Here is a 17,998-nt window from a genome sequence, read left to right as displayed (position 1 = left end):
CGCCTGGTCACCGGGGGCGCCGGGCTGGCGGACGCGGTGCGGAAGGCGAACACGCTGGCCGCCGCGGCGCCGGGGTTCCAGATGCCGTTCCCGTGCAACCAGGTCTGGTCGGGCCAGACCCGGACCAGTCACAGCCCGGCCAACGCCGTGGACTTCAACCGCACCGACGACGCAGGCGATCCCGTGGTGGCGTCGGCGGCGGGCACGGTGACGCGGGTGGAGAACGAGGGCGGCACCAGCTACGGCCGGTGGATCGAGATCGGTCACGGCGGTGGCTGGCGCACCCGGTACGCGCACCTGTCCGTGCAGCGGGTGAGCGTCGGCCAGACCGTGTCGAGGGGTCAGCGCATCGGCGACGTCGGGTCGACCGGCGGTTCGACCGGCCCGCACCTGCACTTCGAGCAGCGGCTCGACGGCGTGGCGCAGAGGATCGTCTTCAACGGCTCGCAGATCCTCTACTGGGGCACGCGCAACTACACCAGTCGCAACTGCTGAGTGGGCGATCGGGTGCTGCTCCGTTCGGTTGGTTAGGAACTAATTCACCAACTCAACACATGGTAAGTCTTCCACTTAGGCGGTCGGGCGTGGTCGGATGATCACCCTTAGTCGTCAAGGAGGTGGCAGATGAGCCGACGTGTGTTCGTCACGGCCTTGGTGGCGCCGCTGATCGGCCTCGTCCTCACGCAGGGCGAGGCCGCGGCGGCGCCGACCTTCCAGATGCCGTTCCCGTGCAACCAGGTGTGGGAGGGCCAGACCCGCACCAACCACAGCCCCGCGAACTCGGTCGACTTCAACCGGGCGAACGACGACGGCGACCCGGTGGTCGCGTCGGCGGCGGGCAGCGTCACGAGGGTCGCGAACGAGGGCAGCACGAGCTACGGCCGGTGGGTCGAGATCGACCACGGCGGCGGCTGGCGCACCCGGTACGCGCACCTGTCCGCGCAGAGCGTGTCCGTCGGCCAGTCCGTGCGGATCGGCCAGCGGATCGGCAACGTGGGCACGACCGGCGGGTCGACCGGGCCGCACCTGCACTACGAGCAGAGGCTCAACGGCGTCGACCAGAAGATCAAGTTCAACGGGACGCAGATCTACTACTGGGGCACGCGCAGCTACACCAGCCGCAACTCGTGCAGCACCAGCGGGGTGACCGGCACCGTCGGCACCGACAGCGGCGCGTCCGTGACCATCAGGTCCGGTCCCGGCACCCAGTACGCGGCCGTCGGCTCGGTCGCGAACGGCGCCACGGTGACGATCAGCTGCCAGGCGCGGGGCGAGACGATCACCGGCAAGTACGGCACCACCAACCTGTGGGACAAGATCGGGTCGGGCTACATCTCCGATGCCTACGTGTACACAGGTTCGGACGGTCAAGTAGCACCGGACTGCTGAGTTCCCGCAGGTCGCCGGGCCGCTCCCAGTTCGGTGGGAGCGGCCTTTCGCGAGTTGTCCACAGATCGGCGATCGCCGCCGGCCCCCCGGACCGCCCTGGTCCACTGTCGTACCCATGACGAAGCTGCTGCCCCCGACCCGCCTGCGCGACCCGGGCGACCTGATCGCCGCCGTGCCGCACCTGCTGGGCTTCCACCCGTCCGACTCGGTCGTCGTGCTGGTGGTGCGCGACCACGACGTGACCATGACGCTGCGCGCCGACCTGCCGCCCGCCGGCGTGCCGCACCGCCTGGCCGACCGGCTCATCGCGCCGCTGGCCGGGTGCCGGGGCGCCGACGCGGTGGTCGTCGTGATCGGCGGCGGTTCGAGCGACCCGCCCGAGGACCTGCCGCACGACGCGGTGGTGGACGAGCTGGACGACGCCCTCCACGCCGCCGACGTGCCGCTCCTGCTGGCCGTGTGGACGCGTGCGACGGCGAAGGGCGAGCGCTGGTTCGACTACCACGACGTGGGCACCTCGGGCACCGTGCCGGACCCGTCGAGCACGGCGTTCGCCGCGGCGTCGGCGGCGGAGGGCCACGTCACCTACGCCAGCCGTGCGGCGATGGGCGACGTCCTGACCCCGGACCCGCCGGGCGCCCTGTCCCGCCGATCGACCCTCCTCAACCGCCTGTCCGCCGACCACCCGCCACCGGACGACGAGACCGTGCCCCGACGCGACCGCGAGCTGATCCACGCCGAGGTGCTGCGTGCGGCCACCCGCAAGCGCCCGTTGACCGATGAAGAGGTGGCCGATCTCGCCCACGCCCTGTCGAACCCGCTGACCAGGGACGCGAGCCTGGCCTACTGCGTCGGCGAGCACGCCGGCAGCGCCGAAGTGCTGTGGACCGAGCTGACCAGGGCGAGCCCCGCACCGGAGCGGGCGGAACCGGCCACCCTCCTGGCCTTCTCGGCGTACATCCGGGGCAACGGCACCCTGGCCCTGCTCGCCCTGGACCGCGCCGAAGAAGCCAACCCCGACCACCGCCTGACCGAACTGCTCCGCGCGGCCCTGCACGGAGGCCTACCCCCAACCCAGATCCGCCACCTGGCAGAACGAGTCGCCGCCACCGACTGGACCACCCCACCCACCAACCTCACCCCACCCTGAACCCAACCTCACCCACCCTGAACCCAGGCCCACCTCACCCTGAACCCAGCCCACCTCCTCATCCACCGGCCCGCCCCCGCCCACATCGCGCGGCCCACCCGACGACTGCCGCGCGCCAGTCAGCCGGGCCAGCGGGCAAGCAGGCGGGCGGGCGGCGGGCAGGCGGCACATCATCGACGTCGCGAACTACACGATCGGGGGTACCGACACGAAGAACCTTCTTCACCACCACCGCACCACACGGGCACCGCACCGCACCCGCACGGGCACGGCACCGCCACCGCACGGCACGGCACGGGCACGGCACCGGGACCGGCGTCGCCCTCGAACCGGCACCGGCACCGTTACTGTTGCCGGCTGCTCGGCTGGCGACGCGTTGGTCTCGCGCTGGTCCAGCGCTGGTCTCACCCACCTCGGCAAGGGCCGGCGGGTCGGTGCGGAACAGGGTTCGATCAACCCGCCCTGCCCCCCTGCCCTGCCCCGCCGTCCGACACCGCCGTCCGACACCGCCGTCCGACACCGCCGCCCGACACCGCCGCCCGACACCGCCGCGGGCGGCGTTACGGCTGGAAGTACTCCGACATCAGGTGGCTGACCCAGGCCGGCTGCCTGACGTCCGCCGGGAGGAACTCCGTCATCGTCGGCTTCAGGTCGATGACGGGGGTGCCGGAGACCGCGTCGAGGCCCACCACCGTCAGTTCACGGCCGTGCACGGACTCGATGGCGCAGCACGTCACCCCGATGCGGTTCGGCCGGCGCGGCCCGCGGCCCGCGAAGATCCCGACGGGCGGGAGGTCCGGGCGGCCGCGGTAGGGGCGGGGTTCGCGGAAGTCGTCGCTCTCCGGGAACTGGTCGAAGACGAAGAGGACCTCCACGTGCGAGAAACCCTCCAAGCCTTGGAGGCACGCCTCGCCGAAGCGCTCGTCGACGGTGATCGTGCTGCGGACGGCACCCCAGTTGTCCGTGTGCTGCACGTCCGTCCGGTCGTTCCGGACGGTACCGATCGGTGTGACTTCGAAGCTCGGCATGACAGGGGTTCTCTCTTCGGTCAGCGTTGCCTGGATGGAGATGACTGCGAGCCGTGCTGCGGCCTGGTGCGCGCCGGCGGGCTCGGCGCACCCGCGTGGCCAAGCCCCTTCACTGCACCCACATCCTCGGCGGACCTGCCGCGGACACCGGCGACGAACCGCGCGCACCGCAGCCATGCGCGCTGCAGCCATGCGTGCTGCCCCATCGTGCCCGGCTCCCGGTCGGTGACCTCACCACCCCGGCTCCCCGGCCGACTGTCGCGGGCGCGGAGAACCGGGGCGCTCACCCGAGAGGTGGGCAACACGGCGGTGAGGCGAGTACGACTAGACGAGTTCCGGCCGTTCCCAAGGCTCGCCGAGCACGTGCTCCGCCAAGAACGCGAAGACCGTCTCGTACCAGACCTTGGCGTTGCCGGGCGTCAGGATCCAGTGGTTCTCGCTCGGGAAGTACAGGAACTTCGCCGGCACGCCGTGCCGCACGAGGTCGAAGTACAGCCGTTGCCCCTCGCCGATCGGCACCCGGTAGTCCTTGTCACCGTGGATCACCAGCATCGGCGTCTTCACGTCCGCCACCCGCAGGTGCGGCGAGTTCGCCCGCACGGTGTCCTGCTGCCGCAGCGGGTCGCCCATCTCGCGGATCCAGTAGTACGAGTCGTCGGTGGTCCCGGTGAACGCGTCCAGGTGCCACAACGACGCGTGCGTCACGATCGCCTTGAACCGGTCGGTCTGCGTGGCGATCCAGTTCGCCATGTACCCGCCGAACGACCCGCCCATGGCGGCCGTCCGCGACTCGTCGACGTCGTCCCTCCGCACCGCCACGTCGGTGATCGCCATCAGGTCCGTGTACGGCTTGTCGCCCCACGAAGCCCACCCGGCGCGCACGAAGTCGTGCCCGTACCCGGTCGACAGCGCCGGGTCCGGCAGCAGCACGGCGTAGCCCCGCGCCGCCATCAGCCACGGGTTCCAGCGCCAGCTCCACCCGCTCCAGCTCATCACCGGACCGCCGTGCACCCACAGCAGCAACGGCGCCGGCTGCGACGCCGACGCGCCGCGAGGCAGCACCAGCCACGCCCGCACCGTCCGGCCGTCCTCGACCACCGTCTCGACCTCGGTCAACGTCCCCGGCACCGACTCCACCGCACCGGGCGCCGGCAGCGGCACGGCCACCTGGTCCACACCGGACGCCGACAGCCGCACGGGCTGCGGCGGGTGGTCCCACGCGCTGCGCAACGCGTACACCGTCGCGCCGTCCGGGCTGACCCGCACGTCGGTGTAAGCACCGGACGCGGTCAGCTTCACCACCGAGCCGGACGCCAGGTCGAGCTTCCAGATCGGCTGGTGGCCCCGGTGGCTGCTGATGAAGTACACCGCGTCACCGGCCGGGCTCACCACCGGGTGGTCGGGCTCCTCGGCGAAGTCCGCGGCCAACTCCTCGACCGACCCCGACTCCAGGTCGATGCGCACCAGCGTGTTCGTCCACGGTCGGTCCGCCGTGGAGTCGAACGCGCGCACCGCGATCACGCCCGACGAGTCCGGCAGGAACACCGGCTGCAGGAACGAGTGCCCGTCGAGGTCGGCCAGCACCCGGTCGACCGCACCGTCGGTCGACGACAGCCGCAGTCGCACCCGCTGCCCGTACGACGCGCTCACCGCGACGCCCTCGGTGCGCACGACCCACCGGCCGTCCGGGCTGATCGCGGGCGAGTCGTCCAGCCGCGCCGCGGCGTTGGGCGTCAGGTCCACCAGGTCCGACGACTGGTCGATCGGCTCGCGGTCCACCCCGACCGGCGACGTGGTCGCCAGCAGCCGCGGGAAGCTCGGCCCGAGGTCGGAGTCCCAGTACCGCACCGGGTACGACTCGTGCAGGATCGCGGTCACCCCGGCGTCCTCGCGCGCCTTGCGGTGCTCCTCGTCCTGCTCGCCGAACTCCGCGGTCGGGTGCGCGCCGGCCGCGAGCAGCACCGTGCCGGACTCCCGCGCCACCGCGAACTCCGACACCCCGCCGGCCGGGCGGTACAGCTCGCGCGCCTCGCCGACGGGCGGCAGCAGCCACAGCGCCGCCTTGTCCTTCTTGTCGCGGTCGGCCGGCTTGGCCTCCTGGCCGGGCCGCGCGGAGAGGAACAGCAGCGCGCCGTCCGGCGTGAACGCCGGCGCCGACTCGCCCTTCGCGCCGCGGGTCAACCGCCGCGCGGGACGCTCACCGGTCGGGTCGACCTCCCACAGCGCGCCCTGCCACGCCTTGCCGTCCGGCGAGAGCGTCGCCACCACGGTGACCAGCCGCGTGCCGTCCGGTGACAGCGCGAGCGAAGAGATCCGCGGCATCTCCGTGAACGAGGTCAGGTCCCCGAACCCGGCCTCGGTGATCTTGCCTGCCATCACGCCCCCTGTTGTGACCGGGTGAAGTCCCACGCGTCGCGCACGATGCCGGCCAGGTCCACCCGCTCGGGCTTCCAGCCCAGCTCGGTGCGGGCCTTCTCGCTGGAGGCCACGAGCACCGCGGGGTCGCCCGCCCGGCGCGGCGCCACGTCGGCCGGCACCGGGTGGCCGGTCACCTCGCGGCACGCGTCGATGACCTGCTTGACCGAGAAGCCCAACCCGTTGCCCAGGTTGTAGATGCGGTGCTCGCCCTCCGCCGCGTGCTCCAACGCCCGCAGGTGCGCGTCGGCCAGGTCCACGACGTGGATGTAGTCGCGCACGCACGTGCCGTCGTCGGTCGGCCAGTCGTCGCCGTAGACCTGCACCCGCTCACGTCGGCCGGACGCGACCTGCAGCACGATCGGGATCAGGTGCGTCTCCACGCCGTGCCGCTCGCCGAACCGCCCGTACGCGCCCGCCACGTTGAAGTAGCGCAGCGACACGGCGGCCAGGCCGTGCGCGGCGGCGTAGGAGGTGATCGCGTGGTCGATCGCGAGCTTCGTCGCGCCGTAGGTGTTGGTGGGGCGCGTCGGCGCGGTCTCCGCGATCGGCACCTGCTCCGGCTCGCCGTAGGTCGCGGCGGTGGAGGAGAACACCAGTCGCGGCGTGCCGTGCTCGCGCATCGCGTCCAGCAGCCGCAACGACGTCACCACGTTGCCCTGCCAGTACTTCGCGGGGTCTTGCATGGACTCGCCGACCAGCGACTTGGCCGCGAAGTGCAGCACGCCGTCGAAACCCCCGGCGAGCAGGTCGCCGATCGCGTCGTCGATGCCCGCCTCGACCAGCCGCACCCCGTCCGGCACCGCGTCCGCGTGCCCGGTGGACAGGTCGTCCAGCACGACCACCTCGTGGCCGGACTCCACCAGCCTGGCCGCGCAGACGCTGCCCACGTACCCGGCGCCGCCCGTGACGAGCAACTTCACCCTGAATCCCCGCTTTCGACCAGTCCGTCAGTGATCCCGGCCGGCGCCCGCCGAGGGCACGGCCGTGAAAGTCCTCGGTGTCGCCCAACCACGTCCGGCGAACGCGGCGAGCACCCGCCGCACCACCTCGTCGTGCCGCTCGACGGGCACCAGCGCGATCGCCGACCCGCCGAAACCGCCGCCGGTCATCCGCGCGCCCAACGCGCCCGCCGCCTTCGCCGCGTCGACCGCGACGTCCAGCTCGGGCGCGGACACCTTGTAGTCGTCGCGCAGCGACGCGTGGGAGCCGTCCAGCAGCGGTCCCAGCTCCGCCAACCGGCCGGTGCGCAGCAGTTCCACTGCCGCGAGCACCCGCTCGTTCTCGGTCACCACGTGGCGCGCCAGCGGGCGCAGCCGTTCGGGCAACCGGGCCAGCGCGTCGTCCAGCTCGGTCACGTCCACGTCCCGCAGCGCGGGGACCCCCAGGACCGACGCGGCCTCCTCGCAGCCCGCGCGCCGCGCGCCGTAGCCGCCGTCGGTGTGCGAGTGGCTGGCCCGCGTGTCGATGACCAGCACTTCCAGGCCGTGCTCGGCGGCGTCGAACGGCACCTGCTCGGCCTTGAACGACCGCACGTCCAGGAACAGCACGTGCGCCTCGGTGCAGCACAGCGACGCGGTCTGGTCGAGCAGACCGGTGGGCGCGCCGACGAAGTCGTTCTCCGCGCGCTGCACCCAGCGCGCGATCCGCGGCAGGTCGTCGGCCGCGTGCCCGGCCAGCCCGAGCAGCGCCAACGCCACCGCGCACTCCAGGGCGTGCGACGACGACAGGCCCGCCCCCGCCGGCACGTCACCCGCGATCACCAGGTTCGCCCCGCCGGTCAGGCCCTGCTCGCGCAGCACCCACGCCACCCCAGCCGGGTACGCCGCCCAGCCGCCGATCTCGCCGGGCTCCAGGTCGGCGACCGCTGCCGGTGAGGCCTGCTGAACCAGGCCGTCATCACCCACCGTGGCCACGTGCAACTGTCCGTCGTCGCGCGCCGACGCGGCCACCGCGGTCCGGTGGGGCAACGCGAACGGCAGCACGAAGCCGTCGTTGTAGTCGGTGTGCTCCCCGATCAGGTTCACCCGGCCGGGCGCGGACCAGACACCGCTCGGCGCGGCGCCGTGCAGCCGGGTGAACGCGGCGATCGCGCGCCGCGCCGGGCTCACCGGGCCTGCACCAGGACGGCGTGCGCCACCGCCGGGTCCAACTCGGCGACCGTGCCGTTGCCGCGCACCTGGATGACCTTCGCGCCGCCGAGGGAGTCGACCTCGACCGTGCCGCCCGGCACGACGCCGGCGGCCTTCAGCTCGGCCATCAGGTCCTCGTCGAGCTGCACGTGCTCGGCGATCCGGCGCACCTCGACGCGACCGCCGCCGCGCCGGGCCACCTCGTCCACCCGCACCAGGTCCGCCTCGGCGGGCGGGGCGGGCTCGCCGTCGCCCAGCTTGTCCAGCCCGGGGATGGGGTTGCCGTAGGGCGAGGTGGTGGGGTTGCCGAGGAGCTTGACCAGCTTGCGCTCGACGGCCTCGCTCATGACGTGCTCCCAGCGGCACGCCTCGCTGTGCACGTGCTCCCACTCCAGGCCGATGATGTCGACCAGGAGCCGCTCGGCGAGCCGGTGCTTGCGCATGACCGCGATGGCCAGGTTGCGACCCTGCTCGGTCAGCTCCAGGTGGCGGTCGTCCGCCACGATGACCAGACCGTCGCGCTCCATCCGCCCGACCGTCTGGCTGACCGTCGGACCGCTCTGCGCCAGCCGCTCGGCGATCCGCGCGCGCAGAGGCACTACGCCCTCTTCTTCGAGCTCGTAGATCGTGCGGAGGTACATCTCGGTAGTGTCGATGAGCTCGTTCACACCCGCTCCCCTTCGTATGGCGTCAATGCTAGTCGGCCGGTCACGGGTGCAGGATGGTGCCGTGCATCCACTGATCAGCACCGAAGCCCTCGCCTCCGCGCTGGACGGGGCCGAACCACCGGTCGTGCTCGACGTCCGCTGGCGACTGGGCGGACCGCCGGGACGTCAAGACTACGAGGTCGGGCACGTTCCCGGTGCGGTCTACGTCGACCTCGACACCGAGCTGTCCTCGCCGCCCGGCGCCGGTGGCCGCCACCCGCTGCCCGACCCGGCGGCGCTGCAGGCCGTGCTGCGTGCGGCCGGCGTCCGCCGACATCACCCGGTCGTGGCGTACGACGGCGGTGACGGCTCCGTCGCCGCCCGTGCCTGGTGGCTGCTGCGGTGGGCGGGTCACCCGGAGGTGGCGGTCCTGGACGGCGGCTTCGCGGCGTGGACCGCCGAGGGCCGTCCCGTCGACGCGCGCCCGCCGGCGCCCGCTCCCGGCGACATCGAGGTGCGGCCCGGCGGCATGCCCGTGCTGGACGCGGACGAGGCGGCCGCGTTCACCGGCTCGGGCGTCCTGCTCGACGCCCGCGCCCCCGAGCGCTACCGGGGCGAGACCGAGCCGGTCGACCCGCGCGCCGGGCACATCCCGGGCGCGCTGAACGCGCCGACCTCGGGCCACACCTCCGCCGGCCGCTGGCTGCCCGCCGCCGCGCTGGCCGAGCGCTTCGAGGCCATCGGCGTCACCACCGACCGCCCGGTCGCGGCCTACTGCGGGTCCGGCGTCACGGCGTCGTCCGTGGTCCTGGCCCTGGAAGTGGCCGGCATCACCAAGCCGGACGCGCCCGCGCCGCTCTACGCGGGCTCGTGGTCCCAGTGGTCCTCGGACCCGTCCCGACCGGCCGCCACGGGCTCCGCCTGATCACTGCCGCTACGCAGACCACCACCCCGCGAGGTCGCGTCGACCGTTCGCGACTCATTTTCCGGCGATCACGCTTTTCGATCGTCGGAAAATCAGGCGCGAACGGTCGACTTCCAGGCGACCTCGCCCGCCGTCTGCGGAGCAGCGGCAATCCAACTCAAGCGTTGGGGATCTTCTCGAAGCCCTTGGTGGCGAGCTTGAGCGCGATCTCGCACGGATCGATCTCGTCGATCGGCGTCACGGTGGCCTGGAACGCGGGGGTGATCTCGTCCGGGTCGTCGGTCAGCATGACCAGCACCGTGCAGTCGCCGCCCTTCTCCTTCACCTCGTACGCGGTGTTGCCGCCGACCTCGATGGTCCGCGCCTCGCCCTCGTACTCGGCGAACGTGACCATGAACAGCACGACCGAGAACGGGTCCTCCGTGCTCTGCACGCAGCCCTTCTCGCCGCCCTTCGACGCGCCGACGGCGGCGGCCACGTCCTCGGGCGTGAGGATGTCGCAGTCCTCGTAGCCCTCGGTCTTCTTCTTCGTCGTGATCTTCACGTCGCCGGACGGCTTCTCGGCCTCGGTGCTCTTCGGCGAGCCGGCCTTGCTGGTCGTCTTGGGCGAGGACGTCTTGGTCGACGACGGCTTGCCGGAAGCGGTCTTCTCCCCGGTCGACCCGCCCGCCGCGGCGACCGGGCTGCCGGCGACCGTGGTCGCGCAGGCCGACAGCCCGAGCGTGAGCGCCAAGGCCAGCACGGTGGTCAGGGCGGGGCGGACTCGTCGCAGCTGCATGTCTTCTCTGACCCCGTTCCGACGTGCGGGGTTCCATCCTCGATGGCCGCAATCCTGGCCCGCGTCGTCTCGGCAGACTCTAAGTCCACCCCGGAGGTCCGCACGCCGGGGGCGACCAACCTGTGATCACACGACCGCGCGCCGGGTGGGTTAGGTTGCGGACATGGGTAAGGCAGCCGCCGTCGTCTGGGACGAGTCCTTCCTCGGCTACGACCTGGGCGGCGACCACCCGCTCAACCCCGTCCGGCTCGACCTGACCGTCCGGCTGGCGACCGCGCTCGGCGTGCTGGACGGCGTGGGGCTCGTCAAGCCCGACCCGGCGACGGACGACGAGATCGAACGCGTGCACGAGCCGTCCTACCTCAACGCCGTGCAGGCCGCGCCGATGGCCGGCTGGGACGTCGGCCACGGCCTCGGCACCGCGGACAACCCGGTGTTCGACCGCATGCACGAGGCGTCCGCGCTGGTCGTGGGCGGTTCGCTTGCCGCCGCGCGGCGGATCGCCTCGGGCGAGGCGGACCGGGCGGTGAACATCGCGGGCGGGCTGCACCACGCCATGCGCGACCACGCGGCCGGGTTCTGCGTCTACAACGACTGCGCCGTGGCCATCTCGTGGCTGCTGGACAACGGCTTCGACCGGATCGCCTACGTCGACACCGACGTCCACCACGGCGACGGCGTGCAGGCCGCGTTCCACGACGACCCGCGCGTGCTCACCGTCTCGATCCACCAGCACCCCATGAGCCTCTGGCCGGGCACGGGCCGGGCCGCGGAGGTGGGCGGCGAGGGTGCGGAGGGCACCAGCGTGAACCTGGCCCTGCCGCCCGGCACCGGCGACCAGGGCTGGCTGCGCGCGTTCGAGGCCACCGTCCCGTCGCTGCTCACGGCGTTCAGGCCGCAGCTGCTGGTCACGCAGTGCGGCGTGGACACGCACCGCGAGGACCCGCTGGCCGACCTCGCGCTCACCGTCGACGGCCACCGCGCCATCTACCGCCGCCTGCGCGAGCTGGCCGAGCGGACCGCGAACGGCCGCTGGCTGGCGCTGGGCGGCGGCGGGTACGAGCTGCTGCGCGTCGTGCCGCGCAGCTGGACGCACCTGCTGGCCACCGTGCTGGACCGGGACGTCGACCCGAACACCCCGCTGCCCGCCGACTGGGTCGCCCACGCCTCGACCCTGGCGCCGAACTGGCCGCTGCCGTCGTCGATGACCGACGGCTCCGACACCGCGTTCGAGCGGTGGGGCGGTGAACTCGACACCCCGGTCGACCTGGCCGTCATGGAGACGCGGCGCGCGGTGTTCCCGCTGCACGGCCTGGACCCCGACGACCCGAGGGACTGAGAGCCGTGGACCCGTTCGACTACCCGAGGCACTGGGAGGCCGACGTCGTGCTCAGCGACGGCGGCACGGTCCACCTGCGCCCGATCACGCCCGACGACGCGGAGAAGCTGCTCGCGTTCCACGGCAGGCTGTCCGAGCGGACCCGCTACTACCGCTACTTCGGCCCCTACCCGCGCATGCCCAAGCGCGACCTCGAACGCTTCAGCACGGTCGACCACGCCGACCGGGTCGCGTTCACCGCGCTGCTCGGCGACGACATCGTGGCCGTCGGCCGCTACGACCGGCTCGACGGCAGCGGCAGCGCCGAGGTCGCGTTCGTGGTCGAGGACGCCCACCAGGGCCGCGGCCTCGGCTCGATCCTGCTCGAACACCTCGCCGCCGCCGCGCGGGAACGCGGGCTGAGCCGGTTCACCGCCGAGGTGCTCGCGGAGAACGGCCAGATGGTGCGGATCTTCCGGGACGCGGGCTACGGCGTGAGCCGCGCGTTCGAGGAGGGCGTGGTGCACCTGGAGTTCGACATCGACCCGACCGAGGAGTCGGTGGAGGTGGCGCGCGCCCGCGAGCAGGCCGCCGAGGCGCGCAGCGTGCACAACCTGCTGCACCCGAAGTCGATCGCGGTGATCGGCGCGTCCACCGACCAGACCAAGATCGGTCACGCGGTGCTGACCCACCTGCTCGCCGCCGACTTCGCCGGCCCGGTCTACCCGGTGAACGCCGAGCACCGGTCCGTGCGCGGGGTGCGCGCCTACCCGTCGGTGCTGGAGATCCCCGACGACGTGGACCTCGCCGTCGTCGCGGTGCCCGCCGCCGGCGTGGACGAGGTGATGGACGCCTGCCTGGCCAAGGGCGTGAAAGCGCTGGTCGTGGTGACGTCCGGGTTCGGCGAGACCGGGCCGGGCGGGTTGAGCGCCGAACGCAGGATCGCCGCCGAGGCCCGCGCGCACGGGATGCGGGTGGTCGGCCCGAACGCGCTGGGCGTGCTGAACACCGACGCGGGCGTGCGCCTCAACGCGACCCTGGCGCCGAAGCTGCCCGCCCGCGGTCGCACCGGTTTCTTCTGCCAGTCCGGCGCGCTGGGCACCGCGATCCTGGCCACCGCCGCCGATCGCGGCCTCGGCCTGTCGACGTTCGTCTCCGCGGGCAACCGCTCGGACGTCTCCGGCAACGACCTGCTCCAGTACTGGGAGACCGACCCGGCCACCGACGTGGTGCTGCTGTACCTGGAGTCGTTCGGCAACCCGCGCAAGTTCGCGCGGCTGGCCCGGAGGCTCGGCCGCACCAAGCCGATCGTCGCGGTGAAGTCGGGGCGGCACGCGGTGACGCCCGCGTTGGCGGCCACCTCGGTGCCGGTGGACGAGTCGAGCGTGCAGGCGTTGTTCGAGCAGGCCGGCGTGATCCGGGTGGAGTCGCTGGCGCAGCTGTTCGACACCGCGTTGCTGCTCGCGCACCAGCCGCTGCCCGCCGGGCCGCGCGTCGCCGTGGTCGGCAACTCGACCGCGATCGGCCTGCTGGCCGCGGACACCGCGCTGGCACAGGGCCTGGAGCTGGCCGGCGAGCCGGTGGACGTCGGCGCGCAGGCCGGGCCCGAGGCGTTCGCCGAGGCGGTGCGGGAGGCGTTGGCGAACCCGGACGCGGACGCGCTGGTGGTCGTGTTCGTGCCGCCGCTGGCGGTGCCGGGCACGACGTTCGCCCGCGCGTTGCGCGAGGTCGTGGAGCAGGGCGGGCACGCCAAGCCGATCGCGTCGACGTTCCTGGCCGTGGAGGGCGTGCCGGCCGAGTTGGCGGTGCCCGGTCCCGGTGGCGCGCCCGGACGGGGTTCCGTGCCGTCGTATCCCAGTCCGGAGCGCGCTGTGCTCGCGTTGGCGCGTGCGACCCGGTACGCGCGGTGGCGGTCCGCGCCGCAGGGCACGTTCGTCCGGCCCGAGGGCATCGACCCCGACGCCGCGCACGCCATCGTGGCGTCGCAGGCGCTCGACGGTGAGCTGCTCCTCGACGACGACACGACCGTGCGGCTGCTCGCGTGCTACGGGGTGCGGGTCGTGCCGTTCCGGGTGGTGACGTCGGCGGACGAGGCGGTGCGGGCGGCGGGGGAGTTGGGCTACCCGGTGGCGATGAAGTCCACCGACGACCGGCTGCGGCACCGCACCGACCTGGTCGGCGTGCGGCTCGACCTGTCCGGCGAGGAGGCCGTGCGCACGGCGTACGGGATGCTGGCCGGGATGTCCGAGCGGCCGGACGTGTACGTGCAGCGCATGGCGCCCAAGGGGATCTCGTGCGTGCTGGGCCTGCAGGACGACCCGTCGTTCGGCACGCTGGTGTCGTTCGGGCTGTCGGGGCTGGTCAGCGACTTGCTGGGGGACCGGGCCTATCGTGCGGTGCCGCTGACCGACGCGGACGCGGCGGCGCTGGTGCGCGCGCCCAAGGCCGCGCCGCTGCTGGCGGGGTACCGGGGCGACGAGCCGGCGGACCTGGCCGCGTTGCAGGACCTGGTGCTGCGGCTCGCCGCGCTCGCCGAGGACCTGCCCGAGGTGCGGGAGCTGTCGTTGGAGCCCGTGCTGGCCAGTTCGGCGGGCGCGTACGTGAGCAGCGCCAGGGTGACGCTGGGCCCGCCGCCGTCGCGCCATGACACCGGTCCCAGGCGGCTGCGCTCGCCCGGCGGCGCGCGTTAGCACGGTCACGTTCTCGATACCCAACCGTCACCCTTGACCGATCAGGTGTCCCCTATCTTCTCCTTGGCTATGGACCAGGTCCCTTGTGGCGCTTAGGTTTCCCGGCAACCCGAGGAACCTCCCGAAAAGGGGAAGAATGGCTCTGGCACCGTTGCGCGCCCTGCTGGTGGCGTGTTCCGCCGCGCTTGTCCTCGCGTCGTGCTCCACCGGTGACGACACGACCGTCGCCGGCAAGGCGGACAGCTCCAACAAGCTGACCATCGCCGTGGCGTACGACCAACCGGGGCTCGGTGTGCGCCGTTTGGACGGCAGCTACCGCGGCTTCGACATCGACGTGGCCCGTTATGTGGCGAAAGAGCTGGGGGTCGAAGAATCCGGCATCACGTTCACCGAGGCGACGCCCTCGGAACGCGAGAAGCTGCTCACCGAGGGCGCCGCGGACCTCGTCGTGTCCAGCTACTCGATCACCGACAAGCGCAAGGAGGTCATCGACTTCGTGGGACCGTACTTCGTGGCCGGGCAGGACCTGCTGGTCCGGTTGACCGATGATCGGATCACCGGACCGGAATCGCTCAACGCAGGCAACCTGACGCTGTGCTCGGTGGCCAACACCACGTCGGCGCAGTACGTGAAAGACCGGTTCGCGCGGTCCGTGCAACTCAAGGAATATCCCAATTTCAGCGACTGCGTCACGGCGCTGCTGGCCGAGCAGGTGGACGCCATGACGACCGACGACGTGATCCTCGCCGGGTACGCCGCGCAGAACCCCGAGCTGCTGCGCGTGGTCAACCAGCCGTTCAGCAAGGAGGAGTACGGCATCGGCCTGCGCCGGGGCGATCCGACCAGCAAGGCGAAGGTGACCGCGGCCGTTCGGAAGATGATCGACACCGGCGAGTGGCGCAAGTCGTTGGAGGCCAACGTGGGTGCTTCCGGTTACGCCATCCCGGATCCGCCGACGCTCGTCCCGTGATCTGCGACCCACCCCGTCAGCGGTCTGACCGGCCCGGATCGCACCGTAGGCTCGGCTGTGTGCATGCCTCGCATTACGTGCCCCAGTACCGCGCGGACGGGCCGGTCCGCGCCGGTATCCCCGAACACGGCCGCATCCCCCGCTACTACGCGGTGAAGACCGAACTGCTGTGGCTCGTCGACGCCCTCGGCGAGGGCACGGCGCTGCCGCCGGAGCGGGAGCTGGCCGAGCGGTTCGCGGTGTCGCGGGTGACGCTGCGCCAGGCCGTCGGGGAACTGGTGCTCGAGGGCAAGCTGCAACGACGGCAGGGCAGCGGCACCTACGTCGCGCCGCCCAAGCTGGTGCAGCCGCTGTCGCTGCTCAGCTACACCGAGGGCATGCGGCGGCAGGGCGTCGACGCGACGCGCAGCGTGATCACCGTCGAGCACCTGCCCGCGGACGACGTGCTGGCGCGGGACCTGCGGATCGGGCGCGGCGACGAGGTCGTCCACCTGGAACGCGTGCTGCTGGCCGACGGCGAGCGGGTCGGCCTGGAGTCGACCTACCTGTCCGCGGCGCGGTTCCCGACCCTGCTGGAGGTGCTGGACCCGACTACGTCGCTGTACGCGTGCCTCAGCGAGCGGTTGGGCGTGGTGTTCGCCGAGGCCGAGGAACGGGTGGAGACGGTCCTGGCGACGCCGCGCGAGGCGTTGCTCATCGGCACGAACCCCGCGCTGCCGATGCTGCTGCTGCACCGCGTGTCCCATGACAACGTTGGCGAGCCGATCGAGCGGGTCCGCTCGCTCTTCCGGGGCGACCGGTTCAGCTTCGTCGCGCGGCTGGGGGCGGAGTGAAGGTCACGTGACCGTGACCGTTCCGCCGCGCCTTCGTGGTCCACTTAGGACATAACGCTGGAATGGCGGGCTTTCGGCGCGGGCAAGCGCGGAACGTTAGCGAATCTTTCCCGGAAACCGCCCGTTGGCAGCAAGTTCTGCGTGCCCCGGCGGATGTACCGTTGTTGCCCTGGTACGTGAGTCCTCCTCACCCGCACGGCAGCGGGGGAAGCGGGGGTGGCGCCGTGACGTTCAAAGAGGAGTTCCTGACGGAGCTCGAGGACTGCCTGCGCGGGTACGGCGCGGTGCCGGTGATCAACCCGGACGCGCTGGCCCGGTTCATCGACTACGTCCGCCGACTGCCGGACGACGATTCGCGGCTGCGCTGCCTCGAAGGCGTCGACCAGGGTTCCGGCTCGTTCTGGAACAACCCGGCGGTGTGGTGGGAGCAGGTGCCCCGGTTCGGCATCGGGTCGGCGGACTGCTCCGAGCTGCTCGACCGGATGCTGGACGAGGCGATCAGCGACGAGATCGACGTGCTGGAGATGGAGATCCGGGAACTGCCGGGCTGAGCGCCCCGGCGCGGCCGAAGACGTGAAACACCCGTTGTGCACCTGGGTCGCCAGACGCACAACGGGGAGCCTTCACTCCTGAGGTCTCACTCCCGGGTCACGCTCGCGCGGTCACACGGACAGCAGCCGGTCGAAGAACGCGCGGTAGCGCTTGAGGGCCTGCCGCAGTTCCTCGGTCTGCACCTGCTCGCCCTGCTGCCACTGCTCCTCCAAGGCGTGCTTGTGCTCGGCGAACGTGTCGGTGAGCGACCGGATCACCTGCGTGACCAGCTCGTCCGCCCGCTGCACGGCCTCACGCGGGTCGTCGACGAACTCCGACTGCAGCGCGCGCCACTCGACCTGGAAGTTCTCCGAGTCCTCGGCGGCGAACAGCGGCGCGTCGCCCGCGGTCGTGGAGACGGGGTACAGCTCGACCGGCTCGCGGTCCACGGTGTCTTCCCACTCCACGGTGTTCCGGGCGGCGGTGTCGACGGTGGCGGTCGTGGGGGTGGTGTCCTGGTGGCCGACCATCAGCGCGCTCCTTCCCGGCGTTCCCCGTCGCGGGGCTCGCCCAGCAGGTCCTCGAACAGGCTGCGGTAGTGGACCATCGCGACGCGGAGGTCCTCGGTCGTCGCCTCGCCCCGGTCCTGGCGTTCGGTGATCGCGTGCGCCTCGCGGTAGTGGTCGAGCGCGCGGGCGTGGTCGACCGACAGCATCGACGCCCGCTTCTCGTACCCCTCGGTGGGGTAACCGCGTTCCGCCATGAGGTCGGTGACCAAGCGGTCCGCTTGGCCCACCGCCGCCGTCGGCGCGTCGACGAACTGCTCCTGCACGCGGGTCCAGTTCCGCGTGTAGCTCTCCCGCGAGACGGGGCTCAGCGGGCGCAGTTCCAGCTTGGCGTGCTCCTGCTCCCGCGCCACGAGTTCCCGTTCCGCCGCCATCCGGTTGTCGGTGCTCCGCACGACCCGGTCGTACTCGGGCCCGAACTTCGCGCGCAACCTCTTGCGCTGCAGGGCAACCTTCAGCAGCACCGCGACCGCGGCCAGCGCGACCAGCGCGGCGACGATCACGCCGATGGTGGTGCCGGTGGACATCTCGGCCTCCCTGGCTGGATCTTCACCCTTGGCTGGGACGCCACCGGACTACCCGTTCGGGGACAGGCGTGAAACCTGAACCCTTGACACATTCGCGTC

Annotated in this window: 17 protein-coding genes; 9 read left to right on the top strand and 8 right to left on the bottom strand. The window is 72.2% G+C overall.

What is annotated here, in order from left to right:
• The 3 genes from AB0I91_RS41125 to AB0I91_RS41115 all read left to right on the top strand — a co-directional run.
• Nucleotides 1-495: M23 family metallopeptidase (locus AB0I91_RS41125; protein ID WP_499641735.1), on the top strand; the 495-nt coding region annotated here is incomplete at its 5' end.
• Nucleotides 496-624: 129 nt separating this feature from the next.
• Nucleotides 625-1,389 carry a M23 family metallopeptidase gene (locus AB0I91_RS41120; protein WP_498773877.1) on the top strand — a complete coding sequence of 255 codons (765 nt, stop codon included), beginning with the start codon at nucleotides 625-627 and terminating at the stop codon, nucleotides 1,387-1,389.
• A 115-nt stretch (nucleotides 1,390-1,504) separates the two neighbouring features.
• Nucleotides 1,505-2,539, top strand: a complete 1,035-nt coding sequence (locus tag AB0I91_RS41115) for a DUF4192 domain-containing protein (protein ID WP_499641732.1) — start codon at nucleotides 1,505-1,507, stop codon at nucleotides 2,537-2,539.
• Nucleotides 2,540-3,099: 560 nt separating this feature from the next.
• Here the strand turns inward: AB0I91_RS41115 and AB0I91_RS41110 are convergent.
• The 5 genes from AB0I91_RS41110 to AB0I91_RS41090 form a co-directional block, all read right to left on the bottom strand.
• The gene (locus tag AB0I91_RS41110) at nucleotides 3,100-3,513 is read right to left on the bottom strand and encodes an SAM-dependent methyltransferase (RefSeq protein WP_498773881.1); all 414 of its coding nucleotides are present in this window, start codon (nucleotides 3,511-3,513) and stop codon (nucleotides 3,100-3,102) included.
• 378 nt (nucleotides 3,514-3,891) lie between these two features.
• Nucleotides 3,892-5,943 carry a S9 family peptidase gene (locus AB0I91_RS41105; protein ID WP_499641730.1) on the bottom strand — a complete coding sequence of 684 codons (2,052 nt, stop codon included), beginning with the start codon at nucleotides 5,941-5,943 and terminating at the stop codon, nucleotides 3,892-3,894.
• Entirely contained in the window at nucleotides 5,943-6,905 is a 963-nt protein-coding gene (galE, locus tag AB0I91_RS41100; protein ID WP_499641728.1) for a UDP-glucose 4-epimerase GalE, read from the bottom strand. The genes AB0I91_RS41105 and galE overlap by 1 nt, the downstream gene beginning before the upstream one ends.
• A 27-nt stretch (nucleotides 6,906-6,932) precedes the next feature.
• Nucleotides 6,933-8,093, bottom strand: coding sequence for a galactokinase (gene galK / locus AB0I91_RS41095; RefSeq protein ID WP_498773887.1), 1,161 nt, complete (start codon nucleotides 8,091-8,093; stop codon nucleotides 6,933-6,935).
• Nucleotides 8,090-8,782, bottom strand: a complete 693-nt coding sequence (locus tag AB0I91_RS41090) for an iron-dependent transcriptional repressor DtxR (protein WP_230566637.1) — start codon at nucleotides 8,780-8,782, stop codon at nucleotides 8,090-8,092. The genes galK and AB0I91_RS41090 overlap by 4 nt, the downstream gene beginning before the upstream one ends.
• A gap of 61 nt (nucleotides 8,783-8,843) precedes the next feature.
• On the opposite strand from AB0I91_RS41090, the gene AB0I91_RS41085 reads away from it, so the two are divergent.
• Nucleotides 8,844-9,686, top strand: coding sequence for a sulfurtransferase (locus AB0I91_RS41085; protein ID WP_498773890.1), 843 nt, complete (start codon nucleotides 8,844-8,846; stop codon nucleotides 9,684-9,686).
• A 157-nt stretch (nucleotides 9,687-9,843) separates the two neighbouring features.
• Here the strand turns inward: AB0I91_RS41085 and AB0I91_RS41080 are convergent, their stop codons facing one another.
• Complete coding sequence (locus tag AB0I91_RS41080; protein ID WP_498773892.1) at nucleotides 9,844-10,464, bottom strand: DUF3558 family protein; 621 nt, start codon at nucleotides 10,462-10,464, stop codon at nucleotides 9,844-9,846.
• Between the two features lie 163 nt (nucleotides 10,465-10,627).
• On the opposite strand from AB0I91_RS41080, the gene AB0I91_RS41075 reads away from it, so the two are divergent.
• From AB0I91_RS41075 to AB0I91_RS41055, 5 genes are all read left to right on the top strand, one after another.
• Nucleotides 10,628-11,803 carry an acetoin utilization protein AcuC gene (locus AB0I91_RS41075; RefSeq protein ID WP_499614706.1) on the top strand — a complete coding sequence of 392 codons (1,176 nt, stop codon included), beginning with the start codon at nucleotides 10,628-10,630 and terminating at the stop codon, nucleotides 11,801-11,803.
• Nucleotides 11,804-11,808: 5 nt separating this feature from the next.
• Nucleotides 11,809-14,472, top strand: coding sequence for a bifunctional acetate--CoA ligase family protein/GNAT family N-acetyltransferase (locus AB0I91_RS41070; protein ID WP_499614703.1), 2,664 nt, complete (start codon nucleotides 11,809-11,811; stop codon nucleotides 14,470-14,472).
• 136 nt (nucleotides 14,473-14,608) lie between these two features.
• Nucleotides 14,609-15,442 (top strand): glutamate ABC transporter substrate-binding protein, encoded by an 834-nt coding sequence (locus AB0I91_RS41065; protein ID WP_498773898.1) that lies wholly within the window; start codon nucleotides 14,609-14,611, stop codon nucleotides 15,440-15,442.
• Nucleotides 15,443-15,501: 59 nt separating this feature from the next.
• Nucleotides 15,502-16,275 (top strand): GntR family transcriptional regulator, encoded by a 774-nt coding sequence (locus AB0I91_RS41060; protein ID WP_499614700.1) that lies wholly within the window; start codon nucleotides 15,502-15,504, stop codon nucleotides 16,273-16,275.
• Between the two features lie 224 nt (nucleotides 16,276-16,499).
• A complete protein-coding gene (locus tag AB0I91_RS41055; protein WP_498773902.1) occupies nucleotides 16,500-16,826 on the top strand; it encodes a hypothetical protein in 327 nt (108 codons plus the stop codon).
• Between the two features lie 111 nt (nucleotides 16,827-16,937).
• On the opposite strand, the gene AB0I91_RS41050 is transcribed toward AB0I91_RS41055, so the two are convergent.
• Nucleotides 16,938-17,336, bottom strand: a complete 399-nt coding sequence (locus tag AB0I91_RS41050) for a hypothetical protein (RefSeq protein WP_499641726.1) — start codon at nucleotides 17,334-17,336, stop codon at nucleotides 16,938-16,940.
• The gene (locus AB0I91_RS41045; RefSeq protein WP_498773906.1) at nucleotides 17,336-17,899 is read right to left on the bottom strand and encodes a hypothetical protein; all 564 of its coding nucleotides are present in this window, start codon (nucleotides 17,897-17,899) and stop codon (nucleotides 17,336-17,338) included. The genes AB0I91_RS41050 and AB0I91_RS41045 overlap by 1 nt, the downstream gene beginning before the upstream one ends.
• Nucleotides 17,900-17,998: the final 99 nt, after the last annotated feature.

This window comes from Actinosynnema sp. NPDC049800, from assembly GCF_040656635.1.
Taxonomy (GTDB): domain Bacteria; phylum Actinomycetota; class Actinomycetes; order Mycobacteriales; family Pseudonocardiaceae; genus Actinosynnema.
This window is presented reverse-complemented; position numbering and strand designations above follow the sequence as displayed.